This is a genomic window from Acidisarcina polymorpha (genome assembly GCF_003330725.1).
GTDB lineage: Bacteria > Acidobacteriota > Terriglobia > Terriglobales > Acidobacteriaceae > Acidisarcina > Acidisarcina polymorpha.
Genome location: NZ_CP030841.1, coordinates 1 through 20,581, shown reverse-complemented (window position 1 = coordinate 20,581; position 20,581 = coordinate 1). Strand labels below are relative to the sequence as shown.

Genomic DNA, 20,581 nt, shown 5'->3' with positions numbered 1-20,581 from the left:
GAATTAGCCGCTCTTCAACTGAGAACCATAATACACCATGAGTGCGCACGGAATCCGCACGACAACATGAATTAGCGGCAACTATTGCACCCGATAATCCCCATTATCTTGCTATTCTCTCCTGGATGACCCCAGAACGTGAGATCGAGCTTCAACCGCCTGGGAACCGGCCCTCGGAGGCCTTCCTCATCGATCTGGTCGTCAATGGCGTGACCTCGGAGCACTCCCGGCGGTCTTATACGACCGGTCTTAGGGCCTTCTTCACCTGGATCCGGATCTTCGGGGCGGGGCCGGCCTTTACAAAAGCTTTGGTTCAGCAGTACCGGTCGTCACTCCTCGATCAGGGGCTCTCCGCCTCGACCGTCAACCTCCGGCTCTCGCCGATCCGTAAGCTCGCCCGCGGGCATCGTCAACTTAACGGCCGCGGTGCAGCCTTGAGCGGGCAAAGGCTTGTTGTAAGCCTATGTATTAGGGAAGTGCAACCGCAAGGGCGGTAGCACGCCAGAGTTGAAGTGCATGGGTGAGGCGACGTCGATAGCAAGCTGCTGAGAGTAAATGTCGGCGAAGGCGGAATAGAGCGTTGATCGATTCGAAGCTGGAAAGAAAACGTTGTGCCTGTTCAGGGTTCTTAAAACGCTTCATCTGTTTTTCTCGAGTGCGTGTGGGCTGATGGGAGTTTTCACATCGATTATTTAGATAGCGGCTCTGCCGGTGTTCTACCTCGGGCAGGATCTGCCTCTTCGCTGCAGCATAGCTTCGGAGTTTGTCCGTGATGATGACGCGCGGAGCACCTCCTGAGGCGCGCAGCAGCTTGCGAAAGAAGCGCAGCGCTGCCCAGCGATCCCGCTTCGGCTGTATCAGGATGTCAATGGTGACGCCGTTCTGGTCCACAGCCCGCCACAGATAGTGCTGAACGCCATTCATCTTGAGGAAGACCTCACCGAGATGCCACTTCGAACCGATGCGAGAGCGACGCTTTCGCAGCTGCGCCGCATAGAGGGCGCCGAACTTCTGGCACCATTCTCGAACTGTTTCATACGTCACTCGGACACCGCGCACCGCCATTATCTCTTCAACATTGCGATAGCTCAGGCAGAAGCGGAAATACAGCCAGATGCAGTGCTCCACGACTTCGATCGGAAAACGATGACGATGATACCGCTCGGCGCTGCTCACCACCTCAGCTTCTCACACCCGTTAAGTTGACGATGCCTGCGTCGACCTCTTGGGTATATCGAAATACTGGATCACTTGGCCATGGCCTCGCAATCTACTTCAGCGCGGCCTGAACGCTGTCCACGTGCTCTTCTTTCCTTTTCAAGCGATATTCGATCCTCTGCTCCTTAAAGAACTTTGCCAGAAGCCCCCTATATTTAGGGGCCTGCTTCGCATACGATTTTTCATGTGTCATCGCCAAGAGGATCGAAACCGCATAGCTGTCGTACTTGCCTGATGCTCTGAGCTCGAAATAAATCTCAAACGCCATGTCCGCGAGGCTGGCTTTCGTTTTCTCTCCGATCCTCTCCGAAACGAGAACTGTATACAGGCTCTCACAGAATGCGATGATGCTCGATTTCGGAATATTCCCATTCTCATGCTCATCGTCAGCTCGTCTCAATTTCACGTTAGCTTGGTCGGACGGTACGTCCTGGACGCCCAATATCCAATCGCGCATATTCCTGAAGATTCGATATAGAAGCTGCGCGTACCGGCTCGGGTATTGATAATGTTCGTGATCAGACCCAAGCCCGTCAAAGCTATAGTTCTTCTCAATCTCTTTGACCACAAGAGGCATGTAGTACAGCCACATGTGCCACTCCATGCCTTTGAAAAGGGCCTCGCGCACCATAATGTCGAAGAACAGAATACCGATATAGAGCGGAGATTCCCATACCCCGTTCCGCTCATATTCGCTATCGCTAGGCCGGTTGTATGGGTCTTTGGTCGTTCCCGCCGCCAATTCGTCCAGATATGTCAGCATGAAATCGCCGACAGGCTTATAGATGTTTACGTCCTTGGCGAAATTTAGATCTTTCAACAGAAAGAACAGAAGTCTGTTCGTCTCTGGTAACTGATACCTTCTGCCCGACATATTCTGGTTGTTCCTGATTTCACGGAAAAGAACGCTATGCGAGTCTTTCAGAAGCTCCCGCATAAAGAGTTCAATAAACTCCGTCCTGTCGAACGTGTTCTTAAACTCCGTGAAGATTTCAAGTCCTAGGTAAGGCCGCGTTTGGCTTAAAGCGGTCACAAACTTCGGCGCGAAGAATATACCCCGGATCAATTCAGTCGCATCCTCTTTGGCCGTCCCGCCGTCTGGCAATAGTTTGAGCAGTCGCCACGCAATCCGTTTGAAACGGAACGCCAACCGCTCTTGAAACTCATTTCGACGCTTTCTCGGTTTTGTTTTCGATGGGCCATTGACGGCCTTGAGGATCTCCTCGATCACGGCAGGATCGTAGTGCGGAAACGCCAAAGGATAGACTTTGGCACGAAGGCGCGAAATCGGGAAATCGTCTCGATATATCCGGAACAGGCTTTTCAGGTGGGTCTGGAGCAGCGCGATAAGCTCGCCATAATTGCCATTCCAGTAGAGTTCTTCGATCAGTTCACGGAATATGGACATCCGCCTCTTGGAGAGCTTTGCGAAACGCAGTCGAAGCGGGATCACCAGGGCCACGACCAGAAAGATGAGGTAAATGGCATTCTTGGACGTTAGTCCGGTCGGCCAGCTTTTCTCGGGAGGCACAAAGCTGAAATGGGTCTCCAAGAATTCGTAGAATTCGAGTCCGATCAAAGCAAGCGTGCCAATTGAGGCTATTGCCCAATCAAGGACCTTGAACCGTACCCGAAGATCCAACTGCCGTTCCCTTGGCGTAACCGCGATGACAGCGGCCAGGAGCGACAGGATTGTTATCAATAAACCCATGTGCTGGGATTATATGGATCGTAAGCAGCAGGATCAGTTCAATGCACGAGCCGAGACGATTCTTGAGAAGCTCATGTGCGTTATTCCCATTTCGTGCCGAAGAACGCTCTGACGTTGGTTCAACGGCAGACTCCCAAGCTTTTCAAGCATTTGATCAAGTCTCGCCTTCTTACGGAAGGAGAACGCGCCGATGGCTAAAAGGACACCACCGCAAAAACAGCTAGAAAGATTGGAAGAATGGGTTGCGCCATGGCAGTGGCAGTTTACACCGCCTAGTTGGGGATTGAATCTGGGTGCGTGCGTGGCGGCTATCCGGTCGAGATAAGCTCGGCGCGGCTCATCCGTCAAGAACAGCCGCTCTTCAGCACTTGTGAAAACGATCTAACTTCCAAACGCCTGCAAAGTCTGGGTTCTCGGTAACTTCAGGGTGTTAAGCGATGAGCCTTCCGTTCGCCAGAACGGCTAACGGGTCTAATTTTAGGTGGTTTATGAAGAACTCTATCATGTCTCGGCGTCCGCGATAGCGTCTTCCAGTTGTCTACTATATAGGTGCTCGGCTATTCCAAGGTGCCTAAATAGCTCCAGATACCCGTTCAGAATTGGCTCGACGGATGAAACCGGCGGATGAGATTTCAATGACGCTTTCATAAACAGATCAAAGCCGCGCAAAGCAACGGCTTTTGCCTCTGCCTTGCGATCCTGCGCATCCAGTACTAGTGCCAGAATCATCGAAGCGCCATAGGGCGTTGGAGATAAATATCCTTCAGCTTCCATTTCAATCTCGAACGCTTTTCGTGCTGAACGCTCTGCTTCCTGGATCCTTCCCGCCTGATAAAGATTGATTGCTAGATTGTAGTAACCCGTATGAACGCGCGGATGACGAGACCCGAGTGTCTTCTCCCAAATTGCCAGCGCTTTACGGAATTCAACTTCAGCTTCGTGATGGTGGCCCATCGCCTGGTGGAGGAGGCCCAGATTGGACAACACATCCGCGGTATCCGGTTGCTCCCTACCTAGAGACGTGCTTTGAATCGAAAGAGCCTTCCGGTAAGCGGACTCTGCTTCGACGTGACGCTGATGTCTATGCAACAGAGATCCCAGGTCAAGCCAAAGGCGCGCAACGAATGGATGGTCTTCCCCCAGGCTTCTGATCTGAGAGGATAAAGTGCGTTGGAGAAGGCTTATTGATTCTTCCACCGCCCCTTGCTGTCCAAGGACAATTGCGAGATTATGAAGAGCCGACGCAAGCAAGGAAGGCTGCGGACTGTCGAACATTTCTATAGTCTCAATCGCATCGCGAAGCACACGTTCCGCTTCAGAAAGTTGGCCGAGACGACGGTAGGCAATTCCCAGCCATATCTCGTTTTCTGCCAGCTCACGCCTCAAGTCCGGCGTTTGAAGGAGAAGCATCTGTGCACGCTGCAGGATCGGGGTCGCTTCAGCAAACTGCTCCTTCATTACTAAGGCCGAACCCGCGATATTAAGCATCTCAGCTTCTTCGCGAGCCGATCCCCTTACGTGTAGCCTCTCGGCCATTTTTAGAGCGTACTCGGGATCAGCTATATCGGATGTGCGGGGTATGACATCGGAATCGAGGATCTGTCCCTCTAAGAGGTTCCGGGCAGTCGTTCGAAGGAAAATGCGAGACACTGACGATCGTATCGACCAAAGATCGGGAGCGGCCTCTCGAACCGTTTTCTGCACCCAGGGGGCGCCGACGAACACGAGCGGACAGGGAATTGTTCGCTGAAGAATGTTGCGCACCTGGTTGAGCCTTGAAAAACAAAGCCACCACTCGCGCCGCCACCGCTCTATCTGTGGGTCGCTTTCTGACGCCACAGCTTCACACCAGATCGCACCCAGGGCGTGCGAGAACTTCGAATACCGAAGAAGCGAGGGAAGGTTGTTAAGTTCTTCGAGAGATCCGGTCGGCTCGCACCAGGACAGGATGTCTTCGATGGGCCCTGAGCCAATTTCCGTTAGGTGGCGGGAGAGATCTTCGCGCAGAAAACCAGCATTTTCACAGCTATCCACGAGAAGCAACAAGAAAGAAAAACCCCGGCTCAAATCAAAATGCCGGAGAAAGGCCTGCCAATCGGCGTCAATCGACAATGCACTATGTAATGCTGCATCTCGCCCCTGCGGTGCGCTCACGAAACGCCCCCTTGCTCAACAGCAGCTTGGCGTTGTTCCGTTGACGCAAGTTGCTCAACATATTCGCGAATCAGAGGATGGACGTCGTACCAGTCATCTCCGTTTCGAAATAGCAAGACAAGGTGGATGTCCAGAAAAAGTGTAAAGCGGGATATTGTTTCCGGATGCCCATTGGGCAACGACGGCTCCCGAAGACGGGCGATGCGAGAAAGCCAGATCGCGTCGTCAGTTGGAATAGGCAACAAGTCATCCCGTATGGAGCGGATACAGGAATGGATGACTTTATCTGTTATAGGAAGATTGTCAACCCTGCGAAAGGCTTCCTGAAGCAGTCGGATCAGATCCCGTAGGTTGCCGCCGCAGACCTCGACGAATTGCCCGGCCTTGGATTCTTCCCCAAAAAACCGATTAAAGCTTTCAAGACCGAACCGCTTGCGAACTACGTCCAGCATGCTGGCATGGCCTGTTTCTCGTCGGGCGCGGTCAGGATGCTTTGTCCATTGACAAATGCTGGGGAGCAACTCCACATCGACGCCAGCGAGCAGGAATTTCAACCAGGGCGGAACGGTATAAACCAGATGGACATATGGAATCTTCAGACGCTCAATGTGGGCTGTAAACAGACGCTGCACGCTGGCGATGACCTCGGATTCGGTAGTCGCGGAACCGTGCACTTGTTCCAGATTGTCAAAGATAAAGACTATGCCTAGATTTCCTGGATGACGCTCGCCTAGTCCTTTGACGTAATCCTCGAAGAACTTCCTCACCTGAAGCTCAACTTCGAAAAGGCGATCCGAGAGTGCCTTTTGCAATATCTCGCGGAAACTCGGAGCGTCCCGAAAGGCAAATTTGAGTTTCGCAATATCGTTGACAAGACCAAGCTCAAGATCAGTCATCGTTACCTGGGTGTTCATTAAGAAATTGGTGAATCTCTCCCAATAGGACTGCCCAGCCAGGTTGAGGCCTTCTGATTCAGAAACTGCATCGCTGAACGCCCCTGCCAGCAGCACTAAAAGGTCCCCTATTTCGATAGGGAGCGCTGGATTCAGGTAATTCATTGCGTTCCCATAGAAGACGAGATATCCATCAGCCTCAAGCTGCGACTTCAGTCGAAGGAGTTGAGTTGATTTTCCTGTGCCTCGAAAACCTGAGAAGAACTGACAACTCTGACTGTCTGAGAAATTGATGGTCCGCGACAGCCTTTCGACGGGATCTCCATCTTCGAGATTTTCATAGAGCGGTACGTAGCGCGGGTCGGTATGCTCAAGCGGGTTCCAATTCTAAAAACTGGAAGAGATCTCGAAGAAACTTACGCAATTCAGGGGTTAAAGGCATGGCAGATATAGTGTAGCGCCAGCTAAAAACGAAGAGCTGCAGCGCTGCGGTTCAATCGCTAGGGGAGCTGGAAAGCATCACTGACTCGGCGGCGGCTTCGGTACACGGCTTGTAGGCGATGCGCTTTCCGGGCGTAGCTCCGGGAACAAGGATGTAAGCGATGCGCTGCGACATGGCAGTGGCTCCGTGGTGGTTTTCGTGTGCGTTATGTCGAGGAAGGGGTGGGGGAGTCCTTCGGATTCCCCCACCTCCGGGCTAGGCTGCGACTTTCTTTTTCGGGGCGCTCTTTTTGGGCGTGGCCTTGGCGCGGGGCGTCTGCGCCTTCTTCGGCTTGCTGGCTTTCTGGGGTTGCGGTGGAGCGAAGGCGGCTGCGGCTGCGGCCAGGAAGTCGGTCTCGCCCTGACGGGGAAGAGCGGTATGGGCGGTGAAGCCGAGACGGAGGGCGAAGCCTGTAAGCTTGTCGTCCGGGAGTTTGGCAAGGGTGCTGGCTAGAACCTCCTCCGCGCTCTGCTGGTTGTTTTCGTCGTCGCCAATGATGGCGGGCGCATTCTCGATCATCCGGTCGAGCGTGGCCAGACGTTCTTGATGTAAGGCCGCTTTCCGGGCGTGTTCGGCCTCGTACTCCTCATGCTGCCTTTGGGACTCCCTGCGGCGCTCCTCGGCTTGGCGTTCCTGCTTTCCTTGAACTCTTGTCTGAGCCGTTCGGCCTCCTGCTGGCGCTGGGCGGCTTGCTCTTCGGCCTCGTCCTCACCTTCGGTCTCCTCTTCTGTATCGCCTAGAGGAGCGGGCGTAGCGGGAGATATGACGGCCGGGGTAGACACACCTCGATCTCTGGCTGGGATTGTTCAGCGACCGAAACCTGCCGCTCGTCGTCGAGGACTCCAATGACGACTGCTCTGCGATCATCCCCGCCACCATAGCTGAGCAACGAGTCGCCAAGTATTTTTCCCATATCCTGATCCTGTCCTGTATACGCCCTGACAAATGCGCGGTTGACAACGACAACAGGCTGAGACGTCGGCGTATCTTCTGCGTTGAAGAAGCGGCCCTTCAACATGCGAAAGCCAAACACCTCTTGCATCTCAGGGCTGACAACACGAAATTGCGCCCGCATCTCCCTTTGCCTCTGTGCCGCCGCGTCTTCGCCATCGGTCGACAAAGTAAAGATCATCTTGAAAGTCTTGCCGAGCGGGACCTCGGTCATCAGCGATGCGCTCTGAACCCCCGGGAGGTGTTTTGCTCTTTCTAGGAGAGGCTGATAAATCTCCCTGGTCATGTCTCTTCCCGTGTGCCCGGATTTGTTCGCCAGCTTCATCGCTACTATGGAAAGGTCTGACTTCTCCGGCCCGTGCGTCATCGGCTTCGACTCCTCGTCTTCCCGATGCGGACCGCTCCGGCACATCCAGAGCGATCAGGCCGGAGATCTCCCGGTTCCGGATAAAGAGCGTCTCTGCATGCCAGGTTCTAAGACCACGCAGGGCCGAGCAGGCACTCGCACTATCGCGCCCGTCGATATTGCCTTCCACCACGCTAACGGCGGCGGCTCCCTGAACTGATTTATCGCTTTCGCGGCTCAATGGCTGGCCTACAGACTCCCCTGTCAACGCTTCATCCTGCACCTCGCGATGCAGTACGCATGACTCGGGGCCAGTGTGGTTTGCTATTCCTTCACTGCACGGGACTCTCACCCGATACTCCTTTCCGGTCTCCCGGCGCACTAGAGTACGTAAATTTCCCTATCTTGAAGTGTCCCCTCCCTGCCTCGGGGGGTTCGCTGAGCATCGCCAATCGGAAAGTTTTCGAGACCGTTCGGCTGATGTTATGCAGGTAGATCAACGCCCCACCGCCGGTAGCCAGGCAGGGTGAGATGGGGGAGCGCGCTAAGGCCCGGGCCCCATCGCGTGATCTACTTCGAGTATCCGAGTAGTTTTTGGACTAGGGTCTTGAGGAGTAGCTCGCTAGTAGGCTTTTTTTCCAGTTTGAGAGTCCAAGTGCCGTTGGTGTGGCGTTCGAACTTGTAATGCGTTTGTAAAACAACCAATACCGCCGTTGTAAGAGCGATGGTTGCACCCAAGTCGAGCTTCTGGGCCACACGGATGGGCTGATCTACCATGGTACTGATGGCGACGGCCGTCGCGGGATCTTCCGACAGGACCATAAGAGCTTGCTGGGCTAGTTCTCCCTCGGAAACCGTTGGAAGCGATGCACCGAGCAGGCCGAATGTTGAAGCGAGTTGTGCGCGCAACTGAGGGGTTAGCTCCAGGGGCGGCCCGGATGCGAGGCGGTATCGAGCGATCGTTTCAAGGATTTCCGCGGCTTGAGTCTGGCCAAGCCTCTTGATTCTCTCTTTCGTCCTCATTCAGTTCCCTCTTCCATTAAAGAAAGGCTCGTTGAGTTTGGCACTATCCCACAAGGCACGGAGCTGGATGCGGTCGGCCGCCGGGGCTATGCGGAAGAGGACAAGGTAGTTTCTTTTGGATATTGTCGCTTGATGGTTATCGCCTGCATCAATGTGGGCTGCGATAGATTTGAGCATCCATTTCCCGCTTTCTAAGAAATTTCCCCACTCTGCTGCCAGTATGCCGAGTTGTCCGTAACTCATGGCGGCAACATCCTTATTTCCCTGTCGTTCAGTAATTTCGAGAGACTTGAGGTGCCACTTTTCTGCCGAACTCAGGTCATGGTGAGCTAGGGCGACCAGTCCTAGTTCGTTGTAAATCACAGCGGCGCCGTGCTCATCGTTCAAGCGTTCCTTGATCTCGAGCGACTTTAGATAAAACCTCTCAGCAGCGCCCAAATCCTGCCGCTCCCGGGCGACCATCCCCAGATGGTAATAGCCGCGTGCGGCGCTATCATTCTCGCCAAGTCGCTCATCAATTTCGATAGACTTGCAAAACCACTTTTCCGCCGCTCGCAAATCTTGCTGCCTCTGTGTAATTATTCCAAGCTGGTGATAAGTCGTTGCGGCGCTATGTTCGTCGCCCAGCCGCTCCTTAATTTCGAGCGACTTTAGGTAGAGATCCTTAGCCTTACCAAATTCTCCCTGCTTCTGTGCTACTACTCCCAACTGGTTGTAAGTCAAAGCAGCACCATACTCTTGTCGTAGGCGTTCCTTAATTTCGAGAGATTTCAAATACCATTTTTCCGCCAGTGGAAAGTCCCGTCGTTCAAGTGCGACCGTTCCGAGTTGATGGTAGGTGCTTGCTGCCTCGGGCTCGTCACGACGTCGTTCTTTGATTTCGAGCGACTTGAAATACCATTTCTCTGCAGTTGCGTAGTCCAGCTGCTCGCCGGCGACAATTCCCAAGTGGTGATAAGCAATCGCCTCAAGTCTTTCATTCTCTAACTCGATGGAATGCTCCGCCAAGCGCTTATACAGTCTTTCGGCTTCCTTAAAGTTGCGGCTGTTCCGAGCGAATGCGGCTAGGAACTCGGTGAAGGCGACGATCTGTAGCTGCGCCCCCCGGCTCTGGGCTTGGTTGAGAGCATGATAGAAGTTCTGACCGTAAGTTTGAAAAATAGGTCGCTGTTCGTGTAGTTTTTTTGTAATAAGGTCGAACCGCTGGGAAAGCAAGGACATCCATAAAGGCTTGAAGTCGATGCTTCGCGATTTGCAGCTTCGGGTTCCTCTGCATCGGTCGATCGGAGATAGCTAGTCAGGAGAGGATGCATTTGATAGATCGCCTGGCGGATCTCTCGGAGAAGGGGCCAGCGGAGGTCAAAGCCGACATCAACCGGTTGATCCTAGCTCGGGTCGACGTCTGATCAACCCTTCGGGCCATTGCCTCCAGGTAGTCTGAAGCTACGTAGCCTTCATGCATGCCCAATATGACCAAAAGCGGCCGCAATTCCAGAGGGAGTGATTGGTCGACAAACTGAAGTGTCGCAAGAATAGCGGCAAAATCTGGATCTTGAATGGCTTTGAGGCTGGCGATATTTGAGCGCAAGGCAGATGTCACTTCCGTAGCCTCTAAATGCTCAAGCTTGGGGAGAACTGCGCGCATAGCCAGAGGATGACCGCCCAATAGATCCATTAGCTCAACCAGCTTTGCGTCCTCCCGGTCGATGGTCAATCCTAGATCGCGGAGGATGGCATCACAATACTCCCAGCGTTCCTCTCCATCCAGCCCACCCAGACGCAACAAAAAGCGCCGGTGTGAACCGAGCCATTCTTCTGTGGAACGGCTGGTAATAAGAACTTTGCTTGCGCCGCCGCGCAGCTCATCGAGAAAGAGCGCGAGGAGTTGACGATCCGCATCGGTGAGATTCTCCGTAACCGCAGTGTCAGGTATTCCGGCAGCAGATTCAAAGTTATCCCAAACGATGACGAAGCGGTGCCTCCGGAACCTATCCCCCAGGGCTCTGATCTTCTGCTCGGCAGGCGAGGCTGCGAACTGGCCACCGAAGAGTGCTTCTCCGAGCCGGTTGAAGACGTATTCGGCGCTGCGAATCTCTTCAAATGAGAACCAGAAACAGCCATTGCCTAGGCCCCCAGTCGAGTCCAGCCATTGGAGGAAGCCTTTCGCGAGAGTTGTCTTGCCCACGCCACCGAGACCCTGAACCAAAATCCCGGCCGGAGGCCGACGCATAGCGCGTTCAATGGCAAGAATGGCGCTGTCCCGCCCCACGAAGCCGTATGGGTCCTTGTTCAGTCGCAGATCGTCCGGTAGTTTTGATTCGCGAAGTGCTTGGGTCCTGCCTTCTCCGGCAATGAATGAGAAATCAAGCGGGTCCTGTCGGTACAAAACGGGAAGAAGCCAATCCTGCAAAGGGTAATTTCCTCGCGCGCAAATTCGTTTGTCGTGGGTCCACATTTGCTGACGTCCGAGCCGGACAGCTTTGGCCATGCTGCCTTGCTCAAAGAGACCACGATAGAAGCTCGGGAGAAATTGCTGAGCTCCGCCAACGTACAGCGAGTAAGCCATCGCAACCACGTCACGCATCCCTGAGCGAAGAAGGGCGGTTGCAACGGAGGCAAATGGATCTATGCCGCCCGCATCCACCATGGCTGATTGGCAGGCATTGAGCACCACTCCAGGAACCGCGTACTGTTTAAGCAGGGCGCTGAGTTTGTCGGCACCAATCTCATCCGGACCGCCGGTTTCGGTTTCAAATACAAGCGTGCCCTCGGACTCCCTTAGCATGTGGATGGACCCTTGCTTGCCATTCGCGCTGTAAGCTCCGTGACCGTCGAAGTGCAAGATGTGGTAGTAGCCCGGGCGTTCACCCAGATGCTTGCGCAACTGATCGAATGTTGGCGGCCGGAGCAACTCAACATGGGCCGGTAAGCGGTCGCCTTCAATAAGATCCATAAGCGGCCGGGCTATGGAACGGAACTTTACATCGGAGTCGCCGAAGGGACGCGCAACAACGAGCAGGATGTTGACGCGGTCCTTGGGCAGAGAACTGGAGAGTGGCTGTGGATCCCGACCCAAGTTCAAGCGACGCTCAATTTGGCATGTCTGTGCAAGCCAACTTAGTTCCGGATCACACAGAGCCTCCCAGGGCCAAGCGAGAATACGCGGGTCGTCGCTGGCAATCTGCAGATGAAGCGAGGAATAGTCGTCGGCAGTGGAGGCCTCAAAGAGACGTCCGGCTGTACGCTCTTCAAAAAGAGTCGAGAATGCTTGCTTTCCCCAGCTGCGCAATGCATGCAAAACATTCTCAGCACGTTCAACCTCCGGGAAGAATGGATAGTCGAGGAAGGACTCCAAATACCATTGGAGCTCACGCAGCAAATCGCTGTCTGGACGGCCATCGACAGGAAATCCAACTGGAGATAACGGTGTTGTCGGTAGCGCCGTCTTACCGTCGCTTAGGCGTACGACATGGAAGGCTGCGGGATCGCTGCCGGTAAGATGAGCGATGCGCAGGGTTGTAACGGGAGCGGTTGTTTCCATTCGAGTACTCCACGATCTTCACTGCAAGTGATACATAGAAAGTAAATTTATTGTCTTTTGTTCAGCAAACGATCTGCTAAATATACCGAACATATTGACGGCTGAGGTCGCCGCTCCACACGCTACATCCTGCCGACCATTAAAAACGTTTAGTCACCCTCGGGCTAGGCGGCCAATATCCGACCGCCGGAGTGTCTTCAAATATTTCTTGAGGGAACAACACCCTAATGTGAGTGATACTCGACTCCGAGGCCGCGGTCTCGATCACCGATGTACCCAATGTGCGCCAGCAGGGACGCGGAGAGGAATTGGCTCGACCACGATCAGGCGAAAGAGCTCCTCGCCGTGCCTGACCAGGATAAGCTGATCGGTAAGTGCGACCACGCTCTTCTGACCCTCCTGCTCGGCTGCGGACTACGCAGCCAGGACATCGTCGAGCGCGACGGCGAGTAGTGATCGGCGACCTAGTGGAAAGACCCGTGATTCCGTCCCTCAGCCTTAGTTAAGAGGCGTCCCTTGCGTGACCCACTATCTCCAAATCTGCATAATTCAAAACAGCAATAATCTGTCGAAGACGTAGACCGCGCGAAAGCCGACCAGGGCGGGCTTATTCTGCTCGGGTGCTTCTGGCGCTTCCTCTTTATTTAGGGATTACGGAGCTCTGGGGCCGCCTCAATAATTGCAGCGTTCAGGGTAGCCTTCCAGTCAGACTGTAGATATGGCCCGAGCTTCCTTTCTATTGACCGTTGAACATCGTCGTTTGCCAGTCTTAGTTCGTCATAATCGGACGCTGTCTCGGAAGAACTCAGAAAGACTTTAAGCCCTTCAGCAAAAGGTGTGGACGACCATTCGACAATAAAAGCCACCCGGGGAAGCAGCTTCTTAATGAGAACTTCTCTCGCCTTATCTTTGGCAATTGAGCGTGGGTCGAGCTTGTCCTTAACGGCTTCGTAGATCTTCTCTGAATCTGGAAAGGAAGGCTCAATCACGCCTCCTTTGCGGAGGTGATCGAATCGGGCAGCATAAGAACTATTCCACTCCATAGCGTACCCCACAAGACGTTGAAGGTTGGAGCCGTCGTCCTTATCAACCGCATCTTTTACGAGTCCGCTACATTCGGTCCATGTTGCGTGTCCGCAAAGTGGGGGATCAGCAAAAGATAAAGAAGCGCACATGGTAAACAGTGAAAGCACCACGAACTTAGCCAAAGCGTTGATGTGCATTGCTGACGACCCTTTCGATTCGGGATTGAGATTAACAGATGGCGGCCGGACCTTACCAATAAAGTCGCGCGCCAAATAACGGATATTGCCGTTTATATAGCGTGACTATCCAAGACGCATGACGGAACCCTCTCGCCGGGTTTTGTGAACCGCATGTCCGACCATGCGGAGCACCTGTGTCACTCGGAGCAAGGCGTTCATTAAGCAATTACGATCGGCGACCATTTATCCTAACCAATCTCCTCAGTGAAAATCTTTGCACCCAGAAGACTGCTATTTATACCGCCGCATGATATCATCCGCCAACGACCTTAATTGAAGATTGGGGGTTTTGGATGCCCAACAATTATTCAGTCTTTATTGGCTGTTTTCTAGGTCTTATCAGCCTCTCGACCTCAGCTCGATGTAGCGATACGGTAGTCTCTGCCACCGGCAAGACGGCAATACTTGGTACGGCATATCACTCCGACACGCAAGCATTCAGCGGCGAGTGTCTCAAGGGCATCTCCGAGCCTACCGGGACGTCATCGTCGAGCTTTGCGTTGGACCAGCAAATCTCAGAGTCTGAACTTGCTAATGACCTCGGCTTTTCGCTTGGAGCACATGCCCGGTTTGGCGTCTACGAGGGGAGTGCCGAGGCGCGTTTCAACTCTCGATCGGTCAGCTCATCTTTTTCAATTTCTTCCATCTATCGAGCTGAATACCTTTTCCCGTATGAAAAACTCACCTCAGACTCGATCGAATTCACCAAATTTGCCAAACCGCTATATGACGGAAAGCAATTTGAGCGCTGGAATCAAGCGTGTGGAGACAGCTTCGTCTCGCAAATACGCAAGGGCGCCAAACTGTATTTTTCAATCAGAATTGACTTTCGGTCAGCAGCCCAGCAACAAGACTTTAGCGCAAAGTTTAGTGTGTCAGGACCGATGGCGGGAATTGAAGGAACTCTATCCACGGCGAGCAAGAGCTTCGGGAAAGATGTAAAGGTTACTATTAGCGCTCTTCAGATAGGTGGCGACCCAAGCAAAGTAACAGACATCTTTGGAACCAAGGATGATTCCGTCCATCAGTTTGTGCAATGCACATTGGGAACTTTCGAGGCATGCGCTTCCGTTCTTGAGGGCGCGATTACTTACGCTAAGGACACAAGCAAAGGCTTTCCGTCTCAGTTAGCACCTGGGGTCAAACCAGGCCCCGTAGACATGGAGTATGTACTATCCACGTATCCTTCTCAGGGAATCTTCAGCCCCGAGTATCCGGGCTTAAAATTATCTATTGAAAACGCAAGGGCGCAGCTTGCAAAGAATTTTGAGCGATCCTATCGCCAATATCTCGCCGCTGACCGCCTTCGTGATCTGTCGACGTCCGCTGCACGAAAGGACTCCCTTACGAAGGCGTTTGAGGTCGCCAGGGGTAATCTGGCACTGGAAAGACAAGCGTCAGACGTGTGCTATAACAAGCCGATCGAATGCCCTGACACTGTCGACAAGTTGAAGCTTGCTGATGTAGATGACTCGCTTCTCGTCGCGGAATCCTTTAGGACATTTTGTTCTGAAGCTCTAACAAGGAATCCTCAAGACCCCCTTCGACAAACAGTGAACGCGCTAATAAATATTGTCGACACTGCCGGAGTGCCAATTGATGAGTTGGACTGTCTTATCTATGAGCGGTTGCTGGCACGTAAAGAGATTATTTGGCTCGAAGACCAAGGCTTATCGGACAGCGGCCCACTGGCCAGCCTAGTGCATGTGAGAAGGCTGAGCTTGAGCAAGAACAGGATCAAGGATTTAAGCGCTCTCCGCACCTTAAAGGACCTAGAATATTTGAACCTCGACCATAATCAAATATCCGATATCGCACCATTATCAGACCTAACCGAAATGACCTCATTGTTTGCGGCAGACAATCGTATCCAGGATCTTGGTCCAATAAAGACGCTGCCGCTCCTTCATGATTTGACGGTGCCGAACAATTTGATAACAGATATTACTCCGGTGGCCTCCCTGACTAGACTGCGGTTTTTAGATATCGAGGGCAATAACGTTCAAACTCTTCAGATGTTGAAGCCGCCGTCGCGCTTGGGTTGCTTGAGCATCAAACGCAATTTTGTGCCACCGTCGGAAGTGGATACCCTCAAGGAGCGACTGCCCGGACTCGTAGTGATACAGACGAACGGACTTGCAGACGCGAGAGTTCTAATTGCAGACTATAGCTGCTTTGCCGATGAGTAAGGAAGGCCTGCCGTCATGTGTCAGAAACTCAGAATGGCTCTCATTGCGGTTATCATAATGGGCACAGGTTCGTCGTTAATTGCTCAGACGTTTCTACAGGCTTGCACTCAAAGTGATGCTTCTAAAAAGGATGACGACGGACTTTCTGCAGATGTTGATTCTCTGAAAACGGCTACAGCTTCTTTTGTTGGGAACGTGGAAGGCTTCAATTGTACGATGTACGATCGCGCACTGAAAAAGATGCATGGCCTGCAGTTATCGGGACATAACTTCCACCACTTGGAATTATTGCAGGATATGCATGCCTTGGAGTCACTAGACATAAGCAGAAATGGATTGACGACGGCTTCGGGTGTGGGGCATCTGAGTCACTTAAAAGCTATCGATGTATCGCTCAACAACATTTCGGACATAACGGAGCTCCCCGCATTATCAAACTTAGAATCCCTAAGAATGGAAGATAACCAAGTTAACGACATACATGCCATAGCGGCGTTGGGGGACTTGCGAGAACTGTGGGCCGATTTTAACAGCATTAGTGACATCTCTCCGATCGGTAATCTGCCCAACCTATTGTGGGTACATCTATCTAGCAACAAGATAGAAAGGCTCTCCGGGTTTGAGACATTCTTGTCTACGCCGGGCATATTTGACATTTCGAACAATGAGATCAAGGATTTTGGGTTGCTTGATGAGACGTTGAGAAAAAGGGTTATTATCACCGGCAATCCTGCACAGAAAGAGCAATTGGACGCCCTTCTAACGAAGGTTCCTGCGATGATAGTGGAATTATACGGAGATACGCTCACCGTCGAATCCATAAAGGACAGCTATGCTGAGCACAAGGATGTGGTAGGTTGCCCCGCTCCAAGCTCGGTCACCTATAAGTCAGGATTCGACTTCACGCGGTATTCGCCAGCTTGTGGGCCTGAGTGGTGATTGCTGAGCGCCGCCGTGCCAACCCACGCCCAATCGCCAAACGGCTCGGTGATCTTTAGACACGGTGCCATCGTGACGGGCACATCCGTTCTAAACGAGGGCGTGGCTACCTTCTACCTTCAGCATAGCGGCTCTTTGCCTCGCAGGTCACTCCATCACTCCATCACTGCCGACGTACACAGGCAGCACTGCTGACGCCGCCAGTATCTCGCTTCCGCTCATACAGACGGTGAGTTCTAAGGGGACATCCCCGTCGCCGCTCTGCCACTTCATTGGAAAACGGTGTCTGCCGTAGTTCTCAGGTGCTCTCATCGCCTCAGCTTTTCACCCCCTTTAGTTGACGATGCCTGGCGAACCGTTAGGGTGCGGGGTAGGTCACTACCGTCCCATGCGGGTTGCGAGCTGCGGTGCGATGGCTGCTGGGGCCTCGAACTGCGGTTGCTGGGGGAGAGCGACAGGGTTTTGGGTCGTTTGGTTTTGGACTGTGTGGCTTTGCGTCTCCGGCTTCAGTGAGCCATCGGAGGTATAGAGATTCAGCTCCCGGCCATTGCGGGAAAGTGCAGCGACCTCGCGTTCGGAGGAGATGATGCAGGAGCGTGGCGTGGAACTAGACCCGTCTACGATTATGCGCTGGGTGCATCGTTATGCGCCTGAATTGGAGAAACGGGTGCGCTGGTACCAAGGCTACCGAACCGGTTCCTGGCGCGTAGACGAGACGTATGTGAAGGTCGGCGGTCGGTGGAGGTACCTGTTTCGGGCCGTCGACAAGCACGGCCGCTTGATCGATTTCATGTTGGCAGATCGCCGCAATACTCGGGCAGCCCATCGTTTCTTGGGAAAAGCGTTGACGATCATGCGCCACTGGCCACCGTCCTCGATCACCACCGACCAACTCGGTTCCTACCCGCAAGCAATCCGCCGACTACAGCGCGAGGGCAAGCTGTCTGCAGACACAAAACATCGGACGTGCAAATACCTGAACAACATCATCGAAGCCGACCATGGCGCCCTCAAGCGCGTCATCCGACCCACCCGAGGCTTTCAGACGATGAAGACCGCGGCTGCTACGATCAAGGGTTTTGAAGTGATGCGTATGATCCGTCGAGGGCATTGCCTCACCTGTAAGCCGCGCGTCAAAGAGGAGATCCGATTCGTAAACAAGCTGTTCGACATCTTCGCTGTCGCTGCCTGATCGAGCGGTCCACCGTGTGAACTGCGACCTGTGAAGTTAATGCAACAGAGCCCGGACTTGTGCGAAACTCTGCCGGAAGTCGGGCGGCGACCTCGAGCAGATCAAGTTCCTACTTGGCCACTCGTCGATTCAGACGACCAAACGCTACCTCGCGTCTGAGCAAGAGATTGCCGTGGCCGTTAATGATACCTGGAGTCTGTAGTTTAGAGAGGGTCGTAAGGTTAGCCGTAGTTGTTCGCCAATTACTGCCTTGACTTGTGACCCGCGCAAGCCGTTGGAAATAGGGTAGGGAAGGCATGGGTCAAAACTCACCCTTTGGGGACACGCGCTGGAACGCATGGCTGCATAAAGGGCGTGCAGGGAAGGGAACCTACCGTCTAAACCGGTGGTTTCGGAGAGTACACGCGGGCGTGGTTCCCAATGGGAGTCGTCCGACTATGGTTCGCTAGCTTTGAAGCTAACGGATACGGGTTTAGCGACGCCTCGCTCGATCCGATGTAACGGATGTCTCAGGCGCTGCCGGGCTGCCCGGGACTTTCTTTGGAGGCTCGCGATTAATAAACTGGATGCACTTCCCCAAGGCCGCCACATGCGTGACACACGGCGTCCATCCGTTGCACCCAGCTCTTTAATTCAGAGGTCTCAGGATGCAAAGCCCAGCGGTTCAGCATTGGGAGATCGCGGCGTACATAAATTTCCCTTTTTGAGGCCTTCTTTGATCAGCTACTTTTAAGAATCAAAGTAAAGAGTAGGTCTCACAAGAGGCGGGTAAAGGAGAAAAAATGATGCGAGTGGATGTTTATACAAAAGGAATACTTACCGTAATAGCCTTGTGCCTTCTGTATCTTTGTGGCCAAGCGCATTTACAAACAGTTCATGCTCAGTCCGCATCCGTGCAATCTGTATATATTGCAGGCAGTCGGGGACCACTAAGTGTGGGTCTCGTGGGCACTGCGTTCAACGGCTATCAGTGGTCTTACAGTCTTCCTATCCCAGTAAAACAGGTGAGTACTCAGTCACACTAGCCGCAGTCCGGAGATGTTTTGCATCCCCTGTTTTGAATTTGGGCCCCGAGGACATTGCATACCCATGTGAAAAAGCGAGAGTGTCTATCGCAGGTCTGTGAATGTCCTTGTAGGTCTACACCGGTGCCTCCACACGCGCTGTTTCCCGTGTAGCGGCAGCCCTGTGGAAGGGGGGGAAATCCTGCAACCGCGAAGAAGCGCTGATCATTAGGGTCAAATGCTGGCTGATCGGTAGCTGGCGCTTTCTGTTTGGGTGAAAATGTCATCTGGCCGCACTGCGACCCCGATGCCGTATCTTCTGGAGAACTTTGAGCTTGAGCTAACACAGCAGACAAAGAGATGAAGAATAAACAGCCGATAATCTTCATTATGTTTATTCACCTCACTAGAACTTAGTTATTCATCGTGGTCGATGAAATGCCCGCTATTATACACCTACTGTTGAGGCTAATTCCAATACGTTAAGCTCTTTTGGGTTCGGCTCGGGCGGTTGTTCTTTGAACTTGAAGTTACCGAGAACCAGGACTTGGCGGGCATTTGAACGTTAGATCATTTTCACAAGTGCTGTGTCCGGGGGAATGGATGTGAAGAGGGGCGGTTCTTGACGGATGAACCACGCCGAGCTTATCTCGACCGGATAGACCAAGTGCAAAACGGGGGCACCTCAAGAAAGGGAACGCTACGTACGTTAAGCGGCGAGCAGGTTTAATAACCCATTCATTTTCAGCAGCATGGAAAACAGCAGGATCTCCGCCGCTTCAACCATCATCGCCAGGTCCTCAAGTTCTGTGGTCTCGATCTCTCGACCCAGCAGTCGGGACAGTTCCGGGGAACCACCAAGCTGTCGAAGTACGGAAACGCGCGTCTCCGTTGCGCCTTTTGGATGGCGGCCACCGTGGCTGTCAGGCTGCGTGAGAACAGTTTCCAAGACAAGTTCGAACGATATCTCCGGCGTGATCCCGCCAGTGCCGACCGCAAGCGCATGGCGTATGTCGCCGTGGCTGCCAAGATGGTACGTGTGGCCCATGGGATCATCAAGACCGGTACTCCGCCGTCTTCACTCCTGCCTCATGCTGCTTCAAGATCCCGATGATCTGCTCTTCCGTGTAACGGCTCTTCTTCATACAAAATCCTCCCGTCTACATTACGAGAGAACTCCAGCTACCACTGGTACAGTTTTTTGGGGGCAGGTCATCCCCTATTTGGTGACAGGAGCGGCAGGCTTCATCGGATTCATACCTCTCAGAAGCTGCATGGCGTTTACGGCGCGCAGAAGGTGCGCATGCGGCTCCAGCCGCTCGACGAGAAGGGAAGCGGTGTCGCGCTGTGGACCGACGCCGGCGTGCCCATCGAAACGATCAATATCCCCGCGTGCCGGAAGAGCCGCCTTACCGGCTTGGATAAAGTTCGATAATTTGTTGTTGTTGCGTGCTAAAATTCGCTTCTTCGTATTTGGGCCCGAATAAAATCTGGTTTCAAGGAAGAGATACGAATGCGAAAAGCAAAACCGCTAAGTTTTTGCCCTCTTGTCGTCTGCATGCTGTTGCTAATAAGTTCTCCATGTTTCTCACAAGCTGCCAAATGGCAAGATTCAGCAAACCTCCGTATAGGGTCGGGTTGTGGCCGAGGAATGAATAGAGATACGCCGCCGAG

General features: G+C 53.2%; 17 protein-coding genes and 1 pseudogene. 6 read left to right on the top strand and 12 right to left on the bottom strand.

Annotated elements, in window-relative coordinates; translation table 11 throughout:
* The first annotated feature begins 41 nt into the window (after positions 1-41).
* On the top strand, positions 42-497 hold the full coding sequence (locus tag ACPOL_RS30605) for a site-specific integrase (protein WP_236657603.1): 456 nt from the start codon (positions 42-44) through the stop codon (positions 495-497).
* Here ACPOL_RS30605 and ACPOL_RS30600 read toward each other — a convergent pair.
* From ACPOL_RS30600 to ACPOL_RS30560, 10 genes are all read right to left on the bottom strand, one after another.
* Entirely contained in the window at positions 469-1,179 is a 711-nt protein-coding gene (locus ACPOL_RS30600) for an IS6 family transposase (protein WP_114211172.1), read from the bottom strand. The genes ACPOL_RS30605 and ACPOL_RS30600 overlap by 29 nt on opposite strands.
* 91 nt (positions 1,180-1,270) lie before the next feature.
* The gene (locus ACPOL_RS30595; RefSeq protein WP_114211171.1) at positions 1,271-2,929 is read right to left on the bottom strand and encodes a hypothetical protein; all 1,659 of its coding nucleotides are present in this window, start codon (positions 2,927-2,929) and stop codon (positions 1,271-1,273) included.
* Positions 2,930-3,430: 501 nt separating this feature from the next.
* A complete protein-coding gene (locus ACPOL_RS33305; RefSeq protein WP_161557673.1) occupies positions 3,431-4,417 on the bottom strand; it encodes a tetratricopeptide repeat protein in 987 nt (328 codons plus the stop codon).
* Positions 4,418-5,079: 662 nt separating this feature from the next.
* Positions 5,080-6,141 carry a hypothetical protein gene (locus tag ACPOL_RS30585; protein ID WP_114211169.1) on the bottom strand — a complete coding sequence of 354 codons (1,062 nt, stop codon included), beginning with the start codon at positions 6,139-6,141 and terminating at the stop codon, positions 5,080-5,082.
* Between the two features lie 328 nt (positions 6,142-6,469).
* Complete coding sequence (locus ACPOL_RS35635) at positions 6,470-6,592, bottom strand: hypothetical protein (RefSeq protein ID WP_275066528.1); 123 nt, start codon at positions 6,590-6,592, stop codon at positions 6,470-6,472.
* A gap of 81 nt (positions 6,593-6,673) precedes the next feature.
* Positions 6,674-6,976: a hypothetical protein gene (locus ACPOL_RS30580; protein ID WP_114211168.1), complete on the bottom strand. Its 303-nt coding sequence runs from the start codon at positions 6,974-6,976 to the stop codon at positions 6,674-6,676.
* Positions 6,977-7,193: 217 nt separating this feature from the next.
* Complete coding sequence (locus tag ACPOL_RS30575; protein WP_236657602.1) at positions 7,194-7,694, bottom strand: ABC transporter permease; 501 nt, start codon at positions 7,692-7,694, stop codon at positions 7,194-7,196.
* A 630-nt stretch (positions 7,695-8,324) separates the two neighbouring features.
* Positions 8,325-8,777: a hypothetical protein gene (locus tag ACPOL_RS30570; RefSeq protein WP_114211166.1), complete on the bottom strand. Its 453-nt coding sequence runs from the start codon at positions 8,775-8,777 to the stop codon at positions 8,325-8,327.
* Complete coding sequence (locus tag ACPOL_RS30565) at positions 8,778-9,998, bottom strand: tetratricopeptide repeat protein (RefSeq protein WP_114211165.1); 1,221 nt, start codon at positions 9,996-9,998, stop codon at positions 8,778-8,780.
* Positions 9,999-10,074: 76 nt separating this feature from the next.
* Positions 10,075-12,318: a CHAT domain-containing protein gene (locus ACPOL_RS30560; protein WP_114211164.1), complete on the bottom strand. Its 2,244-nt coding sequence runs from the start codon at positions 12,316-12,318 to the stop codon at positions 10,075-10,077.
* 279 nt (positions 12,319-12,597) lie between these two features.
* On the opposite strand from ACPOL_RS30560, the gene ACPOL_RS33835 reads away from it, so the two are divergent.
* Positions 12,598-12,771, top strand: coding sequence for a hypothetical protein (locus tag ACPOL_RS33835; protein WP_161557671.1), 174 nt, complete (start codon positions 12,598-12,600; stop codon positions 12,769-12,771).
* Positions 12,772-12,962: 191 nt separating this feature from the next.
* Here ACPOL_RS33835 and ACPOL_RS30550 read toward each other — a convergent pair whose 3' ends face one another.
* Positions 12,963-13,541: a hypothetical protein gene (locus tag ACPOL_RS30550; RefSeq protein WP_114211162.1), complete on the bottom strand. Its 579-nt coding sequence runs from the start codon at positions 13,539-13,541 to the stop codon at positions 12,963-12,965.
* 335 nt (positions 13,542-13,876) lie between these two features.
* On the opposite strand from ACPOL_RS30550, the gene ACPOL_RS30545 reads away from it, so the two are divergent.
* Together ACPOL_RS30545 and ACPOL_RS30540 are read left to right on the top strand one after the other, a co-directional pair.
* Positions 13,877-15,772, top strand: coding sequence for a leucine-rich repeat domain-containing protein (locus ACPOL_RS30545; protein WP_114211161.1), 1,896 nt, complete (start codon positions 13,877-13,879; stop codon positions 15,770-15,772).
* Positions 15,773-15,805: 33 nt separating this feature from the next.
* Entirely contained in the window at positions 15,806-16,711 is a 906-nt protein-coding gene (locus ACPOL_RS30540) for a leucine-rich repeat domain-containing protein (protein WP_150133194.1), read from the top strand.
* Positions 16,712-16,858: 147 nt separating this feature from the next.
* On the opposite strand, the gene ACPOL_RS33830 is transcribed toward ACPOL_RS30540, so the two are convergent.
* Entirely contained in the window at positions 16,859-17,023 is a 165-nt protein-coding gene (locus tag ACPOL_RS33830; RefSeq protein WP_161557670.1) for a hypothetical protein, read from the bottom strand.
* A gap of 235 nt (positions 17,024-17,258) precedes the next feature.
* Between ACPOL_RS33830 and ACPOL_RS30535 the strand changes: the two genes are divergently transcribed.
* Positions 17,259-17,903 carry an IS6 family transposase gene (locus ACPOL_RS30535; protein ID WP_275066527.1) on the top strand — a complete coding sequence of 215 codons (645 nt, stop codon included), beginning with the start codon at positions 17,259-17,261 and terminating at the stop codon, positions 17,901-17,903.
* Between the two features lie 1,770 nt (positions 17,904-19,673).
* A pseudogene (locus tag ACPOL_RS30525) lies at positions 19,674-19,973 on the top strand (transposase); the annotation flags it as partial.
* Positions 19,974-20,581: the final 608 nt, after the last annotated feature.